Source organism: Arthrobacter sp. GAS37 (assembly GCF_044908325.1).
GTDB classification, from domain to species: Bacteria; Actinomycetota; Actinomycetes; order Actinomycetales; family Micrococcaceae; genus Arthrobacter; species Arthrobacter ramosus.
Genome location: NZ_JBIYDB010000020.1, coordinates 62,565 through 81,480 on the forward strand (window position 1 = coordinate 62,565; position 18,916 = coordinate 81,480).

General features: G+C 63.4%; 20 protein-coding genes and 1 tRNA gene. 14 read left to right on the plus strand and 7 right to left on the minus strand.

The genetic code is table 11. The features are described from left to right. Positions 1–2 precede the first annotated feature (2 nt). Positions 3–2,006 carry an FAD/NAD(P)-binding protein gene (locus ABH924_RS15920; RefSeq protein WP_404500277.1) on the plus strand — a complete coding sequence of 668 codons (2,004 nt, stop codon included), beginning with the start codon at positions 3–5 and terminating at the stop codon, positions 2,004–2,006. A gap of 119 nt (positions 2,007–2,125) precedes the next feature. Here the strand turns inward: ABH924_RS15920 and ABH924_RS15925 are convergent, their stop codons facing one another. Further along, entirely contained in the window at positions 2,126–2,905 is a 780-nt protein-coding gene (locus ABH924_RS15925; RefSeq protein WP_404500279.1) for a VOC family protein, read from the minus strand. 124 nt (positions 2,906–3,029) lie between these two features. Next, positions 3,030–3,908 (minus strand): undecaprenyl-diphosphate phosphatase, encoded by an 879-nt coding sequence (locus ABH924_RS15930; RefSeq protein ID WP_404500281.1) that lies wholly within the window; start codon positions 3,906–3,908, stop codon positions 3,030–3,032. Between the two features lie 109 nt (positions 3,909–4,017). On the opposite strand from ABH924_RS15930, the gene ABH924_RS15935 reads away from it, so the two are divergent. Beyond that, complete coding sequence (locus tag ABH924_RS15935) at positions 4,018–4,554, plus strand: ion channel (RefSeq protein WP_404500283.1); 537 nt, start codon at positions 4,018–4,020, stop codon at positions 4,552–4,554. 19 nt (positions 4,555–4,573) lie between these two features. Here ABH924_RS15935 and nirB read toward each other — a convergent pair whose 3' ends face one another. Beyond that, positions 4,574–7,195 (minus strand): nitrite reductase large subunit NirB, encoded by a 2,622-nt coding sequence (gene nirB, locus ABH924_RS15940; RefSeq protein WP_404500285.1) that lies wholly within the window; start codon positions 7,193–7,195, stop codon positions 4,574–4,576. Between the two features lie 279 nt (positions 7,196–7,474). Here nirB and nirD point away from each other — a divergent pair, with 279 nt between their 5' ends. Next, positions 7,475–7,849, plus strand: coding sequence for a nitrite reductase small subunit NirD (nirD, locus tag ABH924_RS15945; protein ID WP_404500287.1), 375 nt, complete (start codon positions 7,475–7,477; stop codon positions 7,847–7,849). Positions 7,850–8,034: 185 nt separating this feature from the next. On the opposite strand, the gene ABH924_RS15950 is transcribed toward nirD, so the two are convergent. Continuing rightward, positions 8,035–8,122 (minus strand) — tRNA-Ser (locus ABH924_RS15950). 114 nt (positions 8,123–8,236) lie between these two features. Between ABH924_RS15950 and ABH924_RS15955 the strand changes: the two genes are divergently transcribed. The 9 genes from ABH924_RS15955 to ABH924_RS15995 all read left to right on the plus strand — a co-directional run bounded on the left by ABH924_RS15955 (position 8,237) and on the right by ABH924_RS15995 (position 15,114). Then, entirely contained in the window at positions 8,237–9,220 is a 984-nt protein-coding gene (locus ABH924_RS15955; protein ID WP_404500289.1) for an NAD(P)H-quinone oxidoreductase, read from the plus strand. Between the two features lie 35 nt (positions 9,221–9,255). After that, positions 9,256–9,837 (plus strand): PadR family transcriptional regulator, encoded by a 582-nt coding sequence (locus ABH924_RS15960; RefSeq protein WP_404500291.1) that lies wholly within the window; start codon positions 9,256–9,258, stop codon positions 9,835–9,837. Between the two features lie 34 nt (positions 9,838–9,871). Next, entirely contained in the window at positions 9,872–10,330 is a 459-nt protein-coding gene (locus ABH924_RS15965) for a GNAT family N-acetyltransferase (protein WP_404500293.1), read from the plus strand. Positions 10,331–10,356: 26 nt separating this feature from the next. Then, the gene (locus ABH924_RS15970; RefSeq protein WP_234752484.1) at positions 10,357–11,010 is read left to right on the plus strand and encodes a bacterial proteasome activator family protein; all 654 of its coding nucleotides are present in this window, start codon (positions 10,357–10,359) and stop codon (positions 11,008–11,010) included. 8 nt (positions 11,011–11,018) lie between these two features. Beyond that, positions 11,019–11,471, plus strand: a complete 453-nt coding sequence (locus ABH924_RS15975) for a hypothetical protein (RefSeq protein ID WP_234752485.1) — start codon at positions 11,019–11,021, stop codon at positions 11,469–11,471. Positions 11,472–11,588: 117 nt separating this feature from the next. Next, on the plus strand, positions 11,589–12,428 hold the full coding sequence (locus ABH924_RS15980) for an aldo/keto reductase (RefSeq protein WP_404500296.1): 840 nt from the start codon (positions 11,589–11,591) through the stop codon (positions 12,426–12,428). A 198-nt stretch (positions 12,429–12,626) separates the two neighbouring features. Further along, the gene (locus ABH924_RS15985) at positions 12,627–13,265 is read left to right on the plus strand and encodes a hypothetical protein (RefSeq protein ID WP_404500298.1); all 639 of its coding nucleotides are present in this window, start codon (positions 12,627–12,629) and stop codon (positions 13,263–13,265) included. Between the two features lie 60 nt (positions 13,266–13,325). After that, entirely contained in the window at positions 13,326–14,393 is a 1,068-nt protein-coding gene (locus tag ABH924_RS15990) for a matrixin family metalloprotease (RefSeq protein ID WP_404500300.1), read from the plus strand. Between the two features lie 196 nt (positions 14,394–14,589). After that, entirely contained in the window at positions 14,590–15,114 is a 525-nt protein-coding gene (locus ABH924_RS15995; protein ID WP_404500312.1) for an adenylyl-sulfate kinase, read from the plus strand. 14 nt (positions 15,115–15,128) lie between these two features. Here the strand turns inward: ABH924_RS15995 and ABH924_RS16000 are convergent, their stop codons facing one another. Further along, positions 15,129–15,611: a hypothetical protein gene (locus ABH924_RS16000; RefSeq protein WP_404500302.1), complete on the minus strand. Its 483-nt coding sequence runs from the start codon at positions 15,609–15,611 to the stop codon at positions 15,129–15,131. A gap of 275 nt (positions 15,612–15,886) precedes the next feature. On the opposite strand from ABH924_RS16000, the gene ABH924_RS16005 reads away from it, so the two are divergent. Both ABH924_RS16005 and ABH924_RS16010 read left to right on the plus strand, forming a co-directional pair. Beyond that, positions 15,887–16,438 carry a hypothetical protein gene (locus tag ABH924_RS16005; RefSeq protein WP_404500304.1) on the plus strand — a complete coding sequence of 184 codons (552 nt, stop codon included), beginning with the start codon at positions 15,887–15,889 and terminating at the stop codon, positions 16,436–16,438. A gap of 101 nt (positions 16,439–16,539) precedes the next feature. After that, a complete protein-coding gene (locus tag ABH924_RS16010; RefSeq protein WP_404500306.1) occupies positions 16,540–16,863 on the plus strand; it encodes a hypothetical protein in 324 nt (107 codons plus the stop codon). Between the two features lie 76 nt (positions 16,864–16,939). Here the strand turns inward: ABH924_RS16010 and ABH924_RS16015 are convergent, their stop codons facing one another. Together ABH924_RS16015 and ABH924_RS16020 are read right to left on the minus strand one after the other, a co-directional pair. After that, positions 16,940–17,116 carry a CsbD family protein gene (locus ABH924_RS16015; RefSeq protein ID WP_404500308.1) on the minus strand — a complete coding sequence of 59 codons (177 nt, stop codon included), beginning with the start codon at positions 17,114–17,116 and terminating at the stop codon, positions 16,940–16,942. Positions 17,117–17,354: 238 nt separating this feature from the next. After that, positions 17,355–18,473 (minus strand): hypothetical protein, encoded by a 1,119-nt coding sequence (locus tag ABH924_RS16020; protein ID WP_404500310.1) that lies wholly within the window; start codon positions 18,471–18,473, stop codon positions 17,355–17,357. Between the last annotated feature and the right edge of the window lie 443 nt (positions 18,474–18,916).

The following is an 18,916-nucleotide window of genomic DNA, read 5'->3' on the forward strand; positions in this document are numbered from 1 at the left end:
GCGTGGGTAAATCGCAGAACATTCGGGTGGGGCTGATCGGGGCAGGTCCCCGCGGCACCAGTGTGCTGGAGCGTTTGCTCGCCAATTGGGCCGCGACGGAAACCCAAACGCGATCCCTGCACATCGACGTCGTGGACCCCTATCCTGCCGGCCCCGGGCACGTCTGGCAGCCCGATCAGTCCCGGCTGTACCTCATGAACACGCAGTCGTTCTACCCCACGCTGATCCCCGAGGACGAGCGACTCGCGCCACCCCTGGCCGGGGGCTCCTTTGAGCAGTGGCGGGCGGAGCAGCGGTCCGGCGGCGGCCCGGATCTGAGCGCCGAGGAACGCGCCGAACTTGCCGCACTCGCCTCCCACGACTTTCCCAGCCGCGCCCTTTACGGGCGGTATCTGCGCTCGACGCTGGAGGAACTGCTGGACCGTGTCCCGGCCGGCGTTGAAATCGCCTTTCACCGAAGCAACGCCGTGGCGGCGCGTCCGCTCCCGGGCGTCCGGGCGGAGGGCGCACCGGACGGTTCGCCGGGCGAGCCCGCGGGCGGAGGGTTCGACGTCGAACTCGACGACGGCGCTCGGCTCACCGTGGATTCACTCGTCCTCGCGCTGGGCCACCTTGAGTCCAGGCTCAACCCGGAGCAGCGTTCGTTCAGGGAGGTGGCGGCGGAGCTCGGGCTGCTGTACGTGCCGCCCGCCGCGCCCGCCGATGTGGACTGGGCACTCGTCCCGGACGGGGAGACGGTCCTGGTCCGGGGCATGGGCCTGAATTTCTTCGACGTCATGGGCCAGCTGACCGAAGGCCGCGGGGGACAATTCGTGCCGGCTGAAGACGGTCTCCAGGGGAACCTTAAGTACCTGCCTTCGGGTCGGGAACCGAAGATCGTTGCGGCATCCAGGCGTGGCACTCCGTACAGGGCCAAGGCCGGGTTGGACGGTTACTATCCCAAGTCCGTGCGCTTGCGGTACCTGACTGAGAGCGCAGTCGAACGCTTCGCCGCGGCCGGCATCCAACCTGGCTTCGACCACGATCTTTGGCCCCTCCTGCATCGGGACGCCTTGTGGGCCTACTACTCAACGTTGGTCGTGGCGGAACCCGTGGCCGTGTCTGATGCGACTGAATTCCTGGCTGTCCTCGAAGACTTGTTGCAGCCACACGCGCATGCCACCGGGCGATGGGAAAACCAAGTTGCGGAGTTGGTCTCCACCCACGTTGCAGCGTCGCGCCGCCTTGACCTTCTCGGCCTCGCGGCGCCCTTGGCCGGGCGTTCCTTCGCGTCCAGGAAGGAACTCGACGCCGCCGTCGTGGACTATCTGGACGACGACGCCCGCCGCTCCGCGCTCGGAGAGTCAGATCCCGTGAAGATGGCCATCGGCGCCTTGCATACGGGACGGGCGATCCTGAAGAGCGCTGTGGCTGACGGCGGCATCACGGACGAATCGTGGGTGGGCGAGCTGCGGGGCTGGTTCGAATCCTTCGTTGAGGGACTCGCGAGCGGTCCTCCCGCCCTGCGCGCCGAACAGTTGGCCGCTTTGGCGCGTGCCGGCGTCGTGAGTTTCGTTGGCCCGGATCCGCGATTCAGCGTCGACCGTTCCCAGCGCGCCTTCCGGGCGGTATCTGCCTGGGTGCACGACGACGCCGCGGAAGCCAGGACGCTGATTGAGGCCATGTCTCCCGCGAACCGGGTGGGCGTGAGTGTTTCTCCGTTCCTGCGGCAGTTGCTCGCCGACGGGTTGGTGCGGCCCAAGGTGATGATGACTGCCGAGGGAACGCCTGTGCAGACTTCCGGGTTGGATATCCAGCCGCACCCCTACCGACTGGTGGGCGCCAACGGTTCCGTGACTCCGGGGATGTACGCCCTTGGCCTGCAGCTTTCCTCCACCCAATGGGGAACGGCCATCGCCGCGGAAGCCCGGCCTTCCGACGGCACCGGCTACCGAAGCGGCCAACGGACCCTCCGCGACGCGGACGAAATCGCCAGGGACATGCTCGGCCTTCCCCTCCAAGAATGAGCATGTTCCCCCAAGAAAAATGAGCATGCTCCCCGCCCGTTCCGACGAGTGGACATAAGCCTGATATGTCCACTCGCAGGGGCCGGGGGAGAGCATGCTCATCCGGGGTTGGGGTGGGCTTATGCAGCCTGGTTTTGGATGAGTTTGAAGATCGCACCCGTCGGGTCGGTCAGGGTGGCCATCCGGCCGTAGGGAGTGTCCTCAGCCGCCTGGACGACCGTTGCGCCCAAGGAGAGGGCCTGCTCGATGGTGGTATCGACCTTGTCCACGGCGAAATAGACTCCCCAGTAGGACGGGACCTCCGCCGGGAGGAAACCGGAGGCATCCATGATGCCTGCCTTGGAGTCGTCGCCCGCCCCGAGCGTGGTGTAGCGGAACTCCGGGGTATCGCCCACGACAGTCGTTTCCCAGCCGAAGACGTTCTGGTAGAAGGCGACTGCCGAGTCGTATTCCTTCGCGAAGAGTTCGTGCCAGGCCGGTGCGCCCGATTCTGCAGCGAGCTGGTAGCCCTTCATCTCGCCGAACTGCCAGGCACCGATGGCCGCTCCGGAGGAATCCCCATACATGGCCATGGTTCCCTGGTCCGGCACTTCCATGGGTTCCATGTAGACCTGGCCGCCGTTGGCGACGGCCGCTTCGGTGGTGGCCTTGATGTCGTCAGTGCGCAGGTAAGTGGACCAGACATCGGGCATCTGGGCCATGTCTTCCTGCTTCTGCATGATCCCGGCCACCATCTTGCCGTCCTTCGAGGCCGTGATGTAGCCGCCGTACTTTTCCTGGTCCCCGGTCTCGTAGGTCCAGCCGAAGAGCGTGTTGTAGAAGGACTTTGCCTTCTCCGGGTCCGAGGTCATCAGGTCGATCCAGCAAGGTGAACCGGGGGTGATGTCAGGCGTGGGCATGTTTTCTCCTGTGTCGTTACCGCGGTTGTTGCCACGGTTTCATGAGTGGGTGGTGGAGACAGACAAAACCCTATGCGGGGCCTCTGACAGTTTCAATGCCTTCGCTCGATGCCTTCGGCGGAACCTAGCCCATGACGAGCATCAAGATGAAGTAGATCGCTCCGCCGACCACCGAGTAGATGGCGAAGGGCGTCAGGGTCCGGGTCTCAAAGAAACGAAGCAGGAACTTGGTGGCGAACCATGCGGCGACACCCGCGCACAGCGCCCCCACCAGAAACACGCCACGCTCGTCGGCCATGGCCGGGGTGAAGAGTTCAGGCAGCTTGAGCACGGCGGCCGCGCCGATGATCGGCGTAGCGAGCAAGAAGCTGAACCTCGCGGCATTTTCGTTGTTCAGCCCGGACAGCAAGCCTCCGGCCATCGACGAGCCGGAGCGGGAGATTCCCGGGATGAGGGCGGCTGCCTGGGCGGTTCCGATTGCCAAGGCGCGTTTCCACGGCAGGCTGGCGATTTCGGCGTCGGAAGCTGTTGCGGTGGCTGGTTCCGCCGCAGCACGGCGGCTGTCCCTAGTCCGCAGACGCTCGGCCGCAAAAAGGATGAGACCGTTGAGCACCAGGAAGGCGGCAGCGATCAGCGGCGAACCGAAGAGGTTCCGAATGGGCTTTTCCAAGACCAGACCGATGATTCCGGCGGGCACGGTTCCTACCACGAGGAGCCAGCCGAGCTTCGCATACGTGTCTGACGGAGCAATCTTCCTGTCCCGGATGGAACGGCCAAGACCCTTGGCGATTTCAATCCAGTCCCGGAGGAAGAAGAAGAACAGCACAATTGCCGTAGCCAGGTGGGTGGCTATGAGGAAGTTCAGGAATTCCGGCGCCTTCTGGTCCAGGCCCCAACCGAAGAGCTTGGGCAAGATGACGCTGTGGCCGAGGCTGGAAATCGGGAAGAGCTCGGTGATTCCCTGCAACAGGCCCATGACGATGGCCTGGATCATATTAATCATGGGTTCGATCCTAGCCAGTATCGGTTACTGGGAGATGAACGTTAGCTGGGAGGCAGCCGAGTGCCAGCAGGTGAACGCGGTCAATAGGGTAGGTGGCTAATATCGACGAATGACCCAAGAGCGATGGCGGCAATGCTGCGTTGCACGGCTCGTGACACTCCTGAAGTTGCTCCATCGCACCGCCGGGAACGCCATGCGGGGCCGCATCCTCACTTTTGTTCTCGGGTCCGCGGCCCTCCTGACGTACTGCGGTGCGCTCGCCGTGCTTGATGCGGAGGGGAACGCCGCGGGCGCCAACATTACCAACTTTGGCGACGCCATCTGGTGGGCGATGGTCACCATCACTACTGTCGGCTACGGGGACCACTACCCGGTCACGGTTGTGGGCCGCTGCGTTGCCGGAGGCTTGATGGTGTGTGGAATCGCTGTCTTGGGCGTCGTGACCGCTTCGGTTGCCTCGTGGCTCGTTGAACAGGTCTCATCCGGAGCTGCGGCCGCCGCGACAGTCGCCGAGGAGCCCATGAAACAGGAGATTCGCCGGTTGGCTGAGCAGGTCGAACGCCTCAGCGCGATTCTGGAAAACGCCGACGGCGAGCTAGGGGGCGGCGTGATCGGAGCCCGCGGCGACCACTCGCCGTCCCCGTAGCTCGCCGTAGGGTGCGTTCTTAGTCCTCGCGTCCGCGGACGGGGATGCTCGCGGAAGAAATCAAGACCGCGCTTTTCTCTTCGTTGGTCGCGGGGCGGATCTGGCCGCGTTCTGGAACAAAGACGATGGCCTCGTCTTCCTGCTCGGGGGCGTTGACGAAGGAACGGAAGCGGCGGAGCCGTTCCGGGTCTTTCAGGGTCGCTGCCCACTCGTCCTCGTAGGACCCGACGTGCTTGGCCATGGCGGCTTCGAGCTCGTCGGCGATGCCGAGGGAGTCGCCGACGACGACCTGGCGCACGTGCTCAAGGCCGCCGTCGAGTTCTTCCTGCCAGCGGGCGGTGCGCTGGAGCCGGTCCGCGGTGCGGATGTAGTACATGAAGTAGCGGTCGATGTATTTCACCAGGGTCTCGTCGTCCAAGCCGCCGGCGAGGAGCTGGGCGTGGGCGGGGTTCGCTCCGCCGTTGCCGCCGACGTAGAGGTTCCAGCCCTCCGATGTCGCGATCACGCCGACGTCCTTGCCGCGGGCTTCGGCGCATTCGCGGGCGCAGCCGGAGACGCCCATTTTGAGTTTGTGCGGGCTGCGCAGGCCGCGGTAGCGCAGTTCCAGGTTGATGGCCATGGCGACGGAGTCCTGGACACCGAAGCGGCACCAGGTCGAGCCCACGCACGATTTCACGGTGCGCAGGCTCTTGCCGTACGCCTGGCCGGACTCCATGCCTGCGTCAATGAGCTCGCCCCAGATGAGCGGGAGTTGTTCGAGGCGGGCCCCGAACATGTCGATCCGCTGCCCGCCGGTGATCTTCGTGTAAAGGCCGTACTTCTTGGCGATCGTGCCGATGACAACGAGCTTGTCGGGCGTGATCTCCCCGCCCGGGATGCGGGGGACCACGGAGTAGGTGCCGTCTTTTTGCATGTTGGCCAGTGCGCGGTCGTTGGTGTCCTGCAGGGTGCCGCGCCCGGCGTCGAGCACGTACGCGGAATGCTGCGAGGCGAGGATGGAGGCGATGGTGGGTTTGCAGATGTCGCAGCCGGCGCCGGTGCCGTATTTGGCGAGGAAGTCCTCGAAGGAGTCCAGTTCCAGGACGCGGATGGCGTCGAAGAGTTCCTGGCGGGAGAGGCTGAAGTGCTCGCACAACGCCTTGGAGACCTCGATGCCGGACTTCTTCAGTTCCCCTTCGAGGAGTTTCTTGAGCATCGGCACGCAGGAGCCGCACTGGGTGCCGGCCCGGGAGCAGGTCTTCAGCTCGCCCAGTTCCCGGACGGGGGCGTTGCCCTCGCAGGAGCCGCAGCCGTTGACGGCGTCGCGGATGTTCCCGGCGGGGACGTTGTTGCAGGAGCACAGGATCGCGTCGTCGGGCAGTTCGGTGTCCGGGGCGTCCCCGCCCCCGGCCGCGGTCAAATAGGCGCCGGGTTCGGCGGGGAGTTCGCGGCCGAGCAGGGGGCGCAGGCTCATATAGGGGGTGGCGTCGCCGACGAAGATGCCGCCGAGCAGGGTCTTGGCGTCGTCGGTGGTGACGATCTTCTGGTAGACACCCCGGGCCGGGTCGGCGTAGACGATCTCCAGGGAGTGCTCGGTCTTGGCGAACGCGTCGCCGAAGCTGGCCACGTCCACGCCGGAGAGCTTGAGCTTGGTGGCGGTGTCGAAGCCGGGGAACGTCGCCTGCCCGCCGTGCAGGCGGTCGGCCACGATCTCGGCCATCGTGTTCGCCGGCGCCACGAGCCCCAGGCACATGCCCTCGAAGTTCGCCACCTCACCGATGGCGAAGATTCCGGGGATCTCGGTCTCGCAAGCATCGGAAATGACAACACCGCCGCGCTGGCCAAGCGTGAAGACCTGCTCCTCGCCCTCCGCTGCACGGAAGAGTTCATCGCGCGGCCTGACCCCGATCGCGACGATCACGATGTCGGCGTTGATGATGCGGCCGTCGGCCATGAGGACGCCGGTGACCTGGCCGTCGTCGTCGGACAAGACTTCGGACGGGAACACACCGCCGTGGATTTCGAAGCCCTTGTCTTTGATGAGACGGCCCAGTGCCTGGCCGGCGCCTTCGTCGAGCTGGGTGGCCATCAGCCAGGACGCGCCGTCGATGACGATCGGAGTGGCGCCCAACCGCTCCGTGCCTGCGGCCGATTCGAGGCCGAGAAGACCGCCGCCGATGGTGACCGCATTGACCTTGCGGCCAAGCTTCTCCGAGAGGTGCGTGATGGCCTCGTTGATGGCCCAGACGTCTTCGAGCGTGCGGTAGACGTGTGTGTGCTCGGCGCCCGGGATGGGAAGGCGGGCGGCATTCGAACCCGTCGCGACCACGAGGGCGTCGTATTCGTAGCTGTTGCCGGCCGCGGTTTCCACGGACTTGGCGTCGGGGTTGATCTTGACCACCCGCTCGCCAGTGCGCAGCTCCAGGGCATCGTGGTCCCACATCGACGCGTGCCCGAGGGTGAGGTCGCAGTCCACCTCGATGAGCGCCTTGCTCAGCGTGACCCGGTCATAGGGAAGATGCGCTTCCTCGGTCAGGACCGTGACGTGCCAGCCCTCGAGACCGCGGGTATGCATGGCATCGGCAAAACGGTGGGCCGCAGGGCCTCCGCCGGCGACGACAATGCGGCGCGGGTTCTCTAAAGGGGAAGTATGTCCGGTCACTGGCGGCCTTTCGCATGTGCCGCAGAACCGTCATCCGCGACTTGTCACTTCAGACTAAAGACACGCAGTTTCGCTTCAGTTTCCCTTTTGTTTCGGGGGCTTAACTTCGGCATCACGGTGAGGATTGCGGCGAAGTGAGGTCTCCTTTACGAGCAGGACACATTGATTGCATTCCGGCGAAACATGGCGGGCCTACCGTGAAGTTGTGGCCGCAAACGGCCCGTGCCGGATGGCGGAGTTGGATCCGCCGGACCGGCAGGCTAAGCGATAGGGGCTGAAATGACCGTAATTCTGGATCGGGAAAAACAACAACAGCGGAGTGCGCCGACCGCGTCAGGCTGGCACCGCGTCTGCGCAATCGACGAGCTGGAACCGGCTTGGGGCGAAGCTGCCCTTGTCGGAGGCAAGCAAGTAGCGCTTTTCCGCACCACGCCGGATGATGTCCTGGCGGTATCCCAGCAGGACCCGGCAACGCTGTCCAACGTCATGGCGCGGGGAATCGTCGGTTCCCGGGGCAGCCGTCCCACCATCGCCTCGCCGTTGCACAAAGAGGTCTACGACCTCGAAACCGGCGAATGCTTCACCAATCCCGAACTGCGGCTCACAAGCTACGCCACCCGCCTGGTGGACGGATACGTCGAAGTAGCCGTCTAGGCTGCTTCAGCTCCCGACGCCGATTCCGGCCGGTTCCGTCCGCGGAACCGGCCATTGGCGTTTCTTAGGGGTACCCCGCAAGGGCGCGGGACCGCGAACCAGCGGGTTTAACGCAAAAGAGGCCGGCCACGGAATCCGAAGATTCGCATGAACCGGCCTCTCAGCTGCGCGATCGCCGCGCCACGCGGAAGGTAAGGGATTTGAACCCTTGGTGCGGGGTTACCGCACACTGGTTTTCAAGACCAGCTCCTTAGGCCGCTCGGACAACCTTCCCTGCCTAGTAGTGTTTCATAGGGAGTTGGCTGCGCCAAAAACCTGCCGCCGCGATTAACGCGGTTAAGGTGTCTGAAAGGCCAACTGCACTGAGCAAGGGATCGGGAGCACTCTATGAAAGCCGTCTACATCTCCAAACCGGGCGGGCCTGAGGTTCTGGAAATCCGCGACGTCCCTGCTCCGGTTCCCGGCCCCGGCGAGGTTCTCATCGACGTCGTCGCCGCCGGTCTAAACAGGGCAGACGTCCAGCAGCGCCGCGGGTTCTACCCGCCACCACCGGGAGCATCCGAAATTCCCGGCCTTGAGGTCTCCGGCAGGATTGCCGCGTTCGGGCCCGAGGTGAGCAAGCCGTTTTCCGTGGGCGACAAGGTAGTGGCCCTGCTTTCGGGTGGCGGCTACGCGCAGCAGGTTGCTGTCCCGGCGGAGCAGGTTTTGCGATTGCCCGACGGCGTGGATCTGGTCACCGCCGCATCCTTGCCGGAAGTAGCCGCAACGGTTTACTCGAACCTCATCATGACTGCCCAGTTGCAGGCCGGTGAGACGGTACTAATCCACGGCGCCACTGGCGGCATCGGCACCATGGCCATCCAACTCGCCAAAGCGTACGGTGCCACGGTCGCGGCGACGGCCGGCACGGCCGAAAAGGTCGGGACCGCGAAAGCCTTCCTCGGGGCCGACATTGCCATCAATTATGCGGAAGAAGATTTCGCCGAAAGCCTCAAGGCGCAAAACGGCGGCAAAGGCGCGGACCTGATTCTCGACGTCGTCGGGGCTAAATACCTGCAGCAGAACGTGGAAGCACTCGCGGACTACGGCCGGCTGGTGGTGATCGGGCTGCAGGGTGGCGTCAAGGGTGAACTCAACCTCGGCCAATTGGTCAGCAAACGCGCGGCGATCATCGGCACGGCGCTGCGTCCGCGGCCGGTCGCCGAGAAGGGTGTCATCATGAACGCCGTCCGCGAATCGGTCTGGCCGATGCTGGCCGACGGCCGGATCAAGCCGTTCGTGGCCAAGTCGTTCCCCTTGGAGCAGGTCCGCGAAGCCCACGAGTACTTCGATTCCGGCGAGCACATGGGCAAAATCCTGCTGCTGCTCTAGCGGCTCCCGCCAAACCGGCAGTACGAAGGAGAGCGATGTCCATCCGGTATAGCATCCTGGCATTGCTTCAGGAGCAACCACGCTACGGCTACCAACTGCGGGCGGCGTTCGAGGAACGCACGGGAGCCGTCTGGCCGCTGAACATCGGACAGGTGTACACCACCCTGAACCGGCTGGAGCGCGACGCTTTGGTCCGCAAAGAGGGCGACGACGGCCGAGGCCACGTGCTTTTCAGCATCACCGACGCCGGGACTGCAGAGATCCGCCGATGGTTTTCAACTGCAGTGGATCGGGGAGCTCCGCCGAGGAACGAATTGGCCATCAAGTTGGCGCTGGCCGTCACGACGGCGGGCACAGACGTCCCCGCGCTCATCCAGGCTCAACGTGAGATTTCCCTGCGGGAACTGCAGGAGTACACCCAGGACCGCAAGGACTTGGCCGCCAACCAAAGAGTGACAGATACGGCCAGGCTGCTCGTCCTGGACTCCCTGATCTTCCATGCCGAGGCGGAGGCCCGCTGGCTGGATCTTTGCGACGCCAGGCTGGTCCAGCAGGCCAATGGCGCCAGCAACGGCATGCTGGGAACTGTCCGCTCTGCGGGGACACCCACGGCATAGACTTCTCCGCAGGGGAGGTGCTGACATCGAAACATTGACGAATGCCGACGTCCGGATCCGGCTGCTCGGCCCCGACGACGCCGACGCGCTGATGCGCTTGGCGGAAACGGATAACTTGTTCGACGAGGATCCTTCAGTCGCGCCGTCAGGGGCGTTGACGTACGACGGCGCCCGCTCCTTTTTGGGCGACCCTACCGTGCTGTTTTGGCTGGCCGAGCTCGGCGGCGGGTTAGTGGGATTCCTCCACTGCTGCATTCAGCGCCGGCGCAATGCCGGGCCTTGGGCCGAGCTGCTCCTCATGGAAATGGGGACTCATATGGAGTGGCGCCGCCGCGGTATCGGCCGCTCCCTCGTGGCCGTCATGGAGGAGTGGATGCGGGAACACGGGATGGAAGAAGTCTGGGTCCCCGCGAACCTCTATGCCACGGGCTTCTACGAAAAATGTGGTTTCGCTAAGGACGAAGGCGAAATACTCGTCAAGGCACTGGGCTGAGTTGCGGCCCGTGAGAGTATGAACGCATGAGCGATCAGGACGACACTCAACCCAGTGGTGAGAGTTTCGACGACATCCCGGTGGAGGGCACAACCTTGGACGCTGGCACGGCACAGAGCACGTCGGAAGCGGGTCCCCAGGCCGACGGCAAGCCTGGCGTCAAGAAGGGCAGCACCCTGCAGGACCTCGTTGACGAACCAGCCAAGGTCATGCGGATCGGCACCATGATCCGCCAGCTCCTCGAAGAAGTGAAGAGTGCCCCCTTGGACGAGGCAGCACGCGGACGCCTTGCCGCGATCCACGAACGCTCCATCAAAGAGCTGGAAGAGGGCCTCGCGCCGGAACTTGTGGAAGAGCTGGAACGCATCAGCCTCCCCTTCCCTGAACACGCCACGCCCTCTGACGCCGAACTACGGATCGCGCAGGCCCAGCTTGTCGGTTGGCTCGAAGGGTTGTTCCATGGAATCCAGACCGCCATTGCTGCCCAGCAGGCGGCCCGGGAGCACGCTGTCGCCCAGCTGCAGCTTCGCCAACTGCCGCCAGGAACCATGATCGCCCCCGGCGTCGTTATCGGCGAAAATGGTGAACCGCAGCGTGCCCACCTTCCCGGCAAGGAAGCGGAACCCGGCAAGCAGCCTCGCGTCGAAGACCCGGACCGTCACCCGGGCCAATACCTCTGAGCGCTGGATTGGGATTCTTTGGGGCCGTCCGACAGGGACGGAAGGATGATGCTGAACTTGGCAAAGGACTGTGGAGGCGTGCCCACGATCGCTTCCATCGCGGCCTTGACCGGTACCACCAAGTGCTTGAAGGCGTAGAAGACGAACAGCTTTACGTCGAACTCGTGGCCATTGCGAACGAACTGGCGGACTTGTCGTCCAGGGTACGTGCCATCTGCGTCGAGGCCCAGCTCCGTGCGCCCAGTGACGGGCTGGACATTCCCGGATCGCTCGCAGACGTCCATCGTGCGCTGTCCAAAGCGGGGAACTCTCTTGCCACGACGGCGGAGGCGGCCGCGATGCTGCGTCTCGCCGTCGGGCCCGTTCCTGTGGGAGCCGTTTCGGTGCGACGACGCGCTGAAGCCGTTTACGAGCATGTCGAAGAAGCCGAACGGCTACTGAAGGCCAAAGCCGGCTCGTAGGCTATCGGCGATTTAGGTGCAGACGCGTCTATTCCCACATAACAACTATTAAGCGCCTAGCTTAGAGGAGCAGGAATCCGTAGCCACCCGGTGTGAGCGGCTGGCAGGATGGAAGCCATGACTTCGTCACCGAACCTTACTTTTAACGACGGCAACTCCATTCCCCAGCTCGGCTACGGGGTGTGGCAGGTTGAGGACGATGTAGCCGAGAAGGTGGTGCGTCAGGCCTTCGAAGCCGGCTACCGCCACATCGATACCGCCAAGATCTACGGCAACGAGGCAGGCGTGGGACGCGCCATCGCATCCTCCGGCCTCAAGCCCGAGGAAATCTTCATCACCACCAAGTTGTGGAATGCGGACCAGGGCTACGAGTCCACGCTCGCGGCTTTTGAAGAATCCATGAGCCGCCTCGGCCTGGAAACCCTTGACCTGTACCTGATCCACTGGATGCAGCCCAAGCAGGACAAGTTCGTGGACACCTGGAAGGCGCTCATTGAGCTCCAGAAGCGCGGACGCATCAAGTCCATCGGCGTCTCCAACTTCAGCAAGGACGGTCTGCAGCGCCTGATCGACGAGACCGGCGTTGTTCCGGCGATCCACCAGATCGAACTCCACCCGTTCTTCAACCAGTCGGAACTCCGGGAGTTCGCTACGGCACGGGGCATTTTGACGCAGGCCTGGTCGCCTTTGGGCCAGGGCGGCGAGCTCCTTGAGAACGCCACTATCGCCGAGATCGCCGCCAAGCACGGCGCCACCCCGGCGCAGGTGGTCATCGCCTGGCACTTCGCGATCGGCAACGTCGTGATCCCCAAGTCCGTGACCGAGTCCCGGATCCAGGAAAACTTCGCAGCACTTGGCGTCACCTTGGATGAGGCCGACATTGAGGCCATCAACGGCCTGGACCGAGGCGCCGAAGGCCGCATCGGACCGGATCCGGCAGTCTCAGACTTCGCATAGTTCTCAACTCGTATAGTTCTCAACTCGCGTAGTTTCACAACTTTGCGGAGTTTCTCAACGGGAAGGCCTCGCACATAACAGGTGCGGGGTCTTCTTGTCTTAACTGCTAAGTGGGCTGATGATCGTGGTGTGATCGCGGTGACCGATGAGCTTGAGGGCCGACCGCCTGGAGAGAGCTGAATCCACGGGAAGCAGACGATGAGCGGCATTGACGATCTCATGGCAGAATCCGACGATCGTTGGGCGCAGGCCGCCAGAAGAGCCCAAGGGATCGCGGACAACGGCCTGGGCGCGGCCGTGAAAACCTATTTCGCGCGGTATTTTCCTGCCGGCCTGATCGTCTTGATTGCCGCCGGGACCGGGGTTGGGATGCTGGCCTTCGGGGGCGATCCGGCGGGCTGGACGTCGTATCTGGTGTTTGGGCTTGTCCTTGCCGCATTTGGTTCTTTGATTGGTGGCCTGGTCTACAACGCGAAGAGCGTGGTGCCTGCTGCCAATTTCGGAAGGATCGACGTGCTGCTATCGCTGGAGAAGGGCGAGCGGAAACAGATCCAACGTCAGATCGCCGGGAAGGCGCCGATCGAACCGGAACATCTTGCGGTCGTACGGGCTGCTGCGGTGCAGCGGCGAAAGGGCCTTGCCACTCAGCTGCTCTTGGCGCCGTTGTATCCGCTCATCTTCATTCCCCAGTGGGTGCACTTTGCACTGCGCAATGACCTTACGGGCGCGTGGCTTTTGGCAATTAGCGTGGCTGTACTACTTGTCGGGATGGGGTTTCTCGTCAGCGACTTTCGCCGGACGGGCCGGTTCCTGGCACGCACGGAGGGGGCCCACTAACACGCGGCAAGGCCCGGATGTACATGAGGTCCCCACTTACCTGAGAGATACACTCTGACGATGGGGGATTCGAGGGACGGCGAAGACAACTACGGGCAGGTCACCGGCGGTTCAACACCTGACCCACGGAAAGTGCCGGAGCGTATTCCGCTCTGGAAGCTTGAAGAAATGTTGGGGGACCGTGCCCCCTCACCGGGTGCCTGGCGTGAAGCGCCGGCTGCTCCTGCCCCGCGACCCAAGCGGCGGGTTGCCAGAACCATTTCTGTCCTGATCGGTACGGCTGGCCTCTTGGCTGGGTTCTATTTTCTGTCCCCCTTCGTACCCGGACTGAACGGACTTGGTGGCCTGCCCGGCATTGCCAATCCCGGGGTGATCCGCCCCCAGGCATCGGGCGGCGCTGCCGCGGGTGACCTCCCGGCGGGCGCCACGGCCCTCCAGGCAAAGGATCATCCACCGGCGGGTATCGGGGAGAACCCTGGCCCGCTCGGGCAACCCGCACCGTTGACAGTGACCAGCAAGTCGTACGCGTTCCTGCATACGCGCGACGACGGCAAACCCGTCACCTACGACCCGTGCCGGGCCATCCACTACGTCACCCGCCCCGACAACGCGCCGGCCGCCGGAGCCGAGCTCATCCAGGAAGCCATCACTTCCATCTCCCAGGCAACGGGCCTGACCTTCGTCAACGACGGCGAAACGGCCGAGGCGCCATCCGCGGACCACCGGTCCTACCAGAAGGAACGATACGGGGACCGCTGGGCTCCTGTACTCATCGCCTGGGAAACCCACGCCGAACAACCGAAATTCACGAATCCTGCACAAGGAAACACCGTCATGGGCCTGGGTGGCAGTGAAGCAGTCAGTTTCGGCAATACCGGCTTCACCTACATCAGCGGGCAGCTGGAACTGAACGGCCCTGCACTTCAACGAATGTCCGAAGAACTCGGAACGGAACAGGTCCGGGCCGTGATCGAGCACGAGCTCGGTCACGTGGTGGGCCTGGACCATGTCAATGACCCAAGCCAGATCATGAATCCCTCCGAGACTCCAGGAGTGGTGACGTTCGGTGCGGGGGACCTCACGGGGCTCTCCCTCCTCGGTCAAGGAAAGTGCCAGCCCACCTTGTAGGGGAGCGGGACAGGGACTGCCGCGCACATAGGTGGCATGAGAAACCTGATGCGGATCCGGCCGGGTAACATTCGCGTCGTTCCCCAAGAGGTGCCACGGGAGAACCGGTCGGTCGCTGGGGTGACCCTCGTTGATTCAGGGCAGAACGAAACGGTCTGACCTCCGCGCGCTTTTGGACAATACTGAAGGGGTGAGCATGGAGAGTGAGGTTCTTTTCATCGGTGGCCGATCGGGTGCCGGTAAGAGTTCCGTGGCGTTTGAACTCCATGCCCAACTCACCGCCCTGAACGTCAAACACTGCGTTATCGAAGGGGACACCCTCGATCTGGCCTTCCCCCATCCGTGGGAACACCATCTTGCCGAGCGTAATCTGGCAGCTGTCTGGGCAAATTACCGGGATCTTGGCTACCGGCGGATGATCTACACGAACACGGTCAGCGTCCGGTTCACACACGAGCTGGCCGCGGCCATGGGAGATGAACCACGAATCATTGCTGTTCTGCTGACCGCCACCGATGAGACCGCCTCGACCTACCTGCGCGGGCGCATCCAGGGCAGCGACCTGCAGGAACATCTTGACCGCGGGAATACCGCTGCACGGGAGCTTGAGCTCCTGACCCCGGACTGGGTGCACCGGGTCCCCACGGACAACCGCAGCGTTCAGGACATCGCCACCGACCTTTTGCCGCTTATTGGATGGAGTTCCAAGCCAAACAGCTAGTTGATGCGCTGCCCTCAGCCCTCCAGAAGTTCCGGGACCCGCTCGGCACGCAGGGCGCGGAGCCACCCCAGGGCATCTTGTTCGTCGGAGAAATACCGGGTCGGGCACTGCGGTGCAGGGAGTCCGTGCCTGCCGTGTGCAATGACACGGTCCACCGGAGTGCTGCCCAGGATCGCAAAGGCCGTGATGGTGACGGCTTCGCTGAAGAATCGGACGGCGTCGCGGCTGACAGACTCGACGCCGATGACCTGCAGAAGTACCGCGGCGCCCGTTCCGCCGGTCAGAGCCAGGTACCGCTCCCGGACAAGAGCTCCGTCCTCTGCGGTGATCCGGGCCCCCGGGCGCAAAGTGATCCGGAGGATCCCTTCGCCCGCGTCCTCAAGCCTGACGTTTTCGTGTTCTGAACTGAACCACGCCCCACCGCCGTCCGCGTCGGAAACGGTGTTCACCTCTGCGTGCAGGTGTAATTCGCCCTCGGACTGGACAAGCGGCGTCATCAAATCCCCCAGATGCGATTCACTGCGACCCCATTGACGCGGTCCCCGGATCAGCAAGAGCCGGGTGCAGATCACAATACGTTTGAGGATGCCCGGCGTCCATGAATAGTAAGTGTGCGGAGTTTTTTCGCGCGAGCGTGCTGCCTGACGCCGTGGGCCTGGGAACTGTCTTTCGTCGGGTCCCGGAAGGGATAGCGCATCGCGGTAAGAACACAGTTGACTGGCTGAGGTGTGCGGTGGAGGCTGTGAGGACATCCACAGTAAGGGGGCCAAGGATGAAGCATCCACGCACTTTGGCCGCGGTCGCAGTACTGCTCGGGTTGGCCCTCTCCGGGTGTCAAGTGGTATCCGGGCCGCCCACGACGGGATCGACCTCATCGGTGCCGAGCCCGTCGTCGGACAAGCTTTCGGCCATCATTCAGACCGCCGTCGAGGATCGCAACGGCGCCGTTCTCGACACTCCGCCGGCTCCCCGCCTCGCCGACGGGCAGACGACGGCCGCCTACCGGGCCAAGCGTGGTCGGGACCTTCCGGTGGTGGAGCGTTCGAAGGCTCGATTCAGGTCAGTAGGCTTCTGGTACACGTCCTTTTCGACGGCGGTGACGGTGGAGTCGATTGAGGTGACCGGTTCGAAGGCGATCGTCTACTTCAAGGAACAGACCGAGGAATCTCTTGCTTCGATGGCGAATGGGCCGAGCAACGTCCCGTCAGGCTACTCGTTGCCGCAGACCGCGGTGTTCCGGGCATCCGCGAATGGATGGCAGCTCGACAGCATCGACCCTTCCGAGGATGGGGGCGGTTTGCCGATGTCCATCGTCGTGGGCTGAGAGAGGAACTGCCCTGGTCCTTGGGCAGCTTGGCCTGGGATCTGCGTCCAGGCGCACATGAACCACATCAACGTCTCCCTTCGATCCTGTAGAGGATTTCAATGACAGAGACTTTCAACGGCGGACTGGCAAGACCCGGAAAGATGATTGGGGTCCTCGGGCCTTGGATCGTCCTGACTCCAAGCGCATCGCATCTTGACTTTCAGATGAGGTTCAACTGGATGAGGCGATTCTTCGGCCCGTGGGGGCTGGAGCGTTCCTCCGTCCGCGATGCCTACATGAGTCGACCCACGGTCCTGAACCCTCTGGGGGTCAACGTCCTTGCGGAAGAAAACATGCCGTGGACGTTCTATACCGAACACCCGTACGACGTCTTGGAATGCCTGGACCGTCTCGGCTATCCAGTCCGGAAAGCCAAGTGGTAAAGGGGTTTCGAGGAGTGCTGCTCCGCCTAGCGAAGGGCGCACCCCCATGGGATGCACCCTTCGCTAGACCGTCAGGTCAGTCCTTTTTGAAGGCGTCCTTGACTTTCTCGCCGGCCTGCTTCAAATCGCCCTTGGCCTGGTCGTTCTGGCCTTCCGCCTTCAGGTTTTCATCGCCCGTGGCGTTACCGGCAGCTTCCTTGCCCTTGCCGCCGGCCTTCTCGGCAGCGTTCTCAATCTTGTCGCCTAGTCCCATGGTGTTTCCTCCTCTGGTTCGGCAGCCGATCGATACGGCCGTTACTTCATACTAAGCATGCTTCGGGTTTGGATTTCAAATCCGATCCGGCTCGTCTACCCGATGACAAACTCTCCTGCACTGGATGGACTCGACGAGGTTGCCGTCACTCCAGGGACGTCGCTCGAGGTTCCCGGGGGGACCTTTTGCCGACGTATCCCTCGGTGCTCGGCATCATTTGGAGTGAACCGCTCATGCTCTATCCCGCGATGAGCTCCTTGACCGGACCCTCGTGCAGGGCAAGGTAAACATCGTCCCGGATCTGGTTGGCTTGGGGATCTGTCATGGTCCGGGTGAGGGGGCGAAGCACCAGGCGTATCAGGGCGTTGGCCTGTCCGTCGTGGATGCGGAGCCGCTCCCGCGCTGCCACGGGAAGTTCTCGATATGAAGTCAGCGCCAGGAGTTCGACGCTTTCCAGATCTTCGGCTTGTTCGCCTAAGGCTGTCCGAACCCGGTCTCCTAGCACTTCGGCGTCCAAATCCGCGGGAACGACAATGGAAATGTCCCTGCGGATCGAGGGCATCTGGGAGACCGGTTTCCATTGGGACAGGTCCAGAATCTGTTGTTCGATTCTTTTGTCCGTGGACCTTAGCAACCTGATGTCCGGGATGCCTTTGCGCAGCATCAGGGCCCGGTCCAAACCCATCCCCAGGGCCAGTCCCGACCACCTTGCGGGATCCAGGCCGGCTCCGGAGAACAGATGCGGGGCCATGAGCCCGCATTCCGCGAGTTCGAGCCACTCCCCGTCCATGAGGACATCGACCTGCAAGCCCTCCCTGGTGTAGGGGTGAACTGCCGAAACCGAGCGCCATTGCGCCCCCGGGAGGACCTCTTGCACGAGGGAGGCGATCATTTCCTGCAGGTCACCCGAGTCGAGGCGTTCCAGCGAGCTGACGCGCCACAGATCGACCTGGTGGGGAGTTCCCACGTGGGTGCGGTCGATGGAATCGCGCCGGTAGACAACACCGGGGATGGCCCATAACTCGTCGATGGATTCGTCTGGATCCAGTGCCCGCAGCAAGGACGGGATGGAAGCCGAGGTATGGCTGCGGAGCATCACTGTAGGGCTGACGTAGCGGGAGTATCTTTGATCCCGAGTCACGTCCGACTTGTTGAACCCCAAGTGGTCGTAGTTGTCGGCCACGCTCACCAGCGGGCTGTTCCGAACGATCCGTTCAGGCACACGCCATTTGGTGCCGAGCGCGTGGATGATGCCCTGCAAGAGCGCCTGCATTGCATGAGGCCGGCCGTCCGGATTTGAGAGATCCCGGATGGTCAAAGCATCGTTGAGTTCCGAGGGACTTAGATAAGCGGGCATTGTTGGTCCTTATGTTCGGATCTGAGTGGCGGGTTCCTTCCCCGACTCAAATCCGGCGCCAGGACCTAGGCGCGCGCCTGAGAGCCCTCGCGACCGGAACCCGGTCGGGGGCAAGTAAATCGACGCATGGAGAGCATGGGGCGACTATACCCCAGCTCCGACCCTGATCGTCGGAGACAGCGCTTCGCGGAGCTACAAACCGAGGTCTTTGACCGCAGTGACCCAGTTGTGGGCGATCGCATTCTGGGCTGCGGACAGGGTGACCTTGTGAGCGCAGATGGCCGTGTGCAGAGTGTTCTCCACCGCGTCTTTCGGGTTCGTGGTGCCCGTGGCGCTCGCCTTGTTCGGATCTAGAAGTGCCGGGTGTTCTCGAGTCCGGAATGGCCTATTCCGGACGGTGAGTGGTCAGGAGCCGGTGTCCGGCCAGTCGACGATACGCGGGC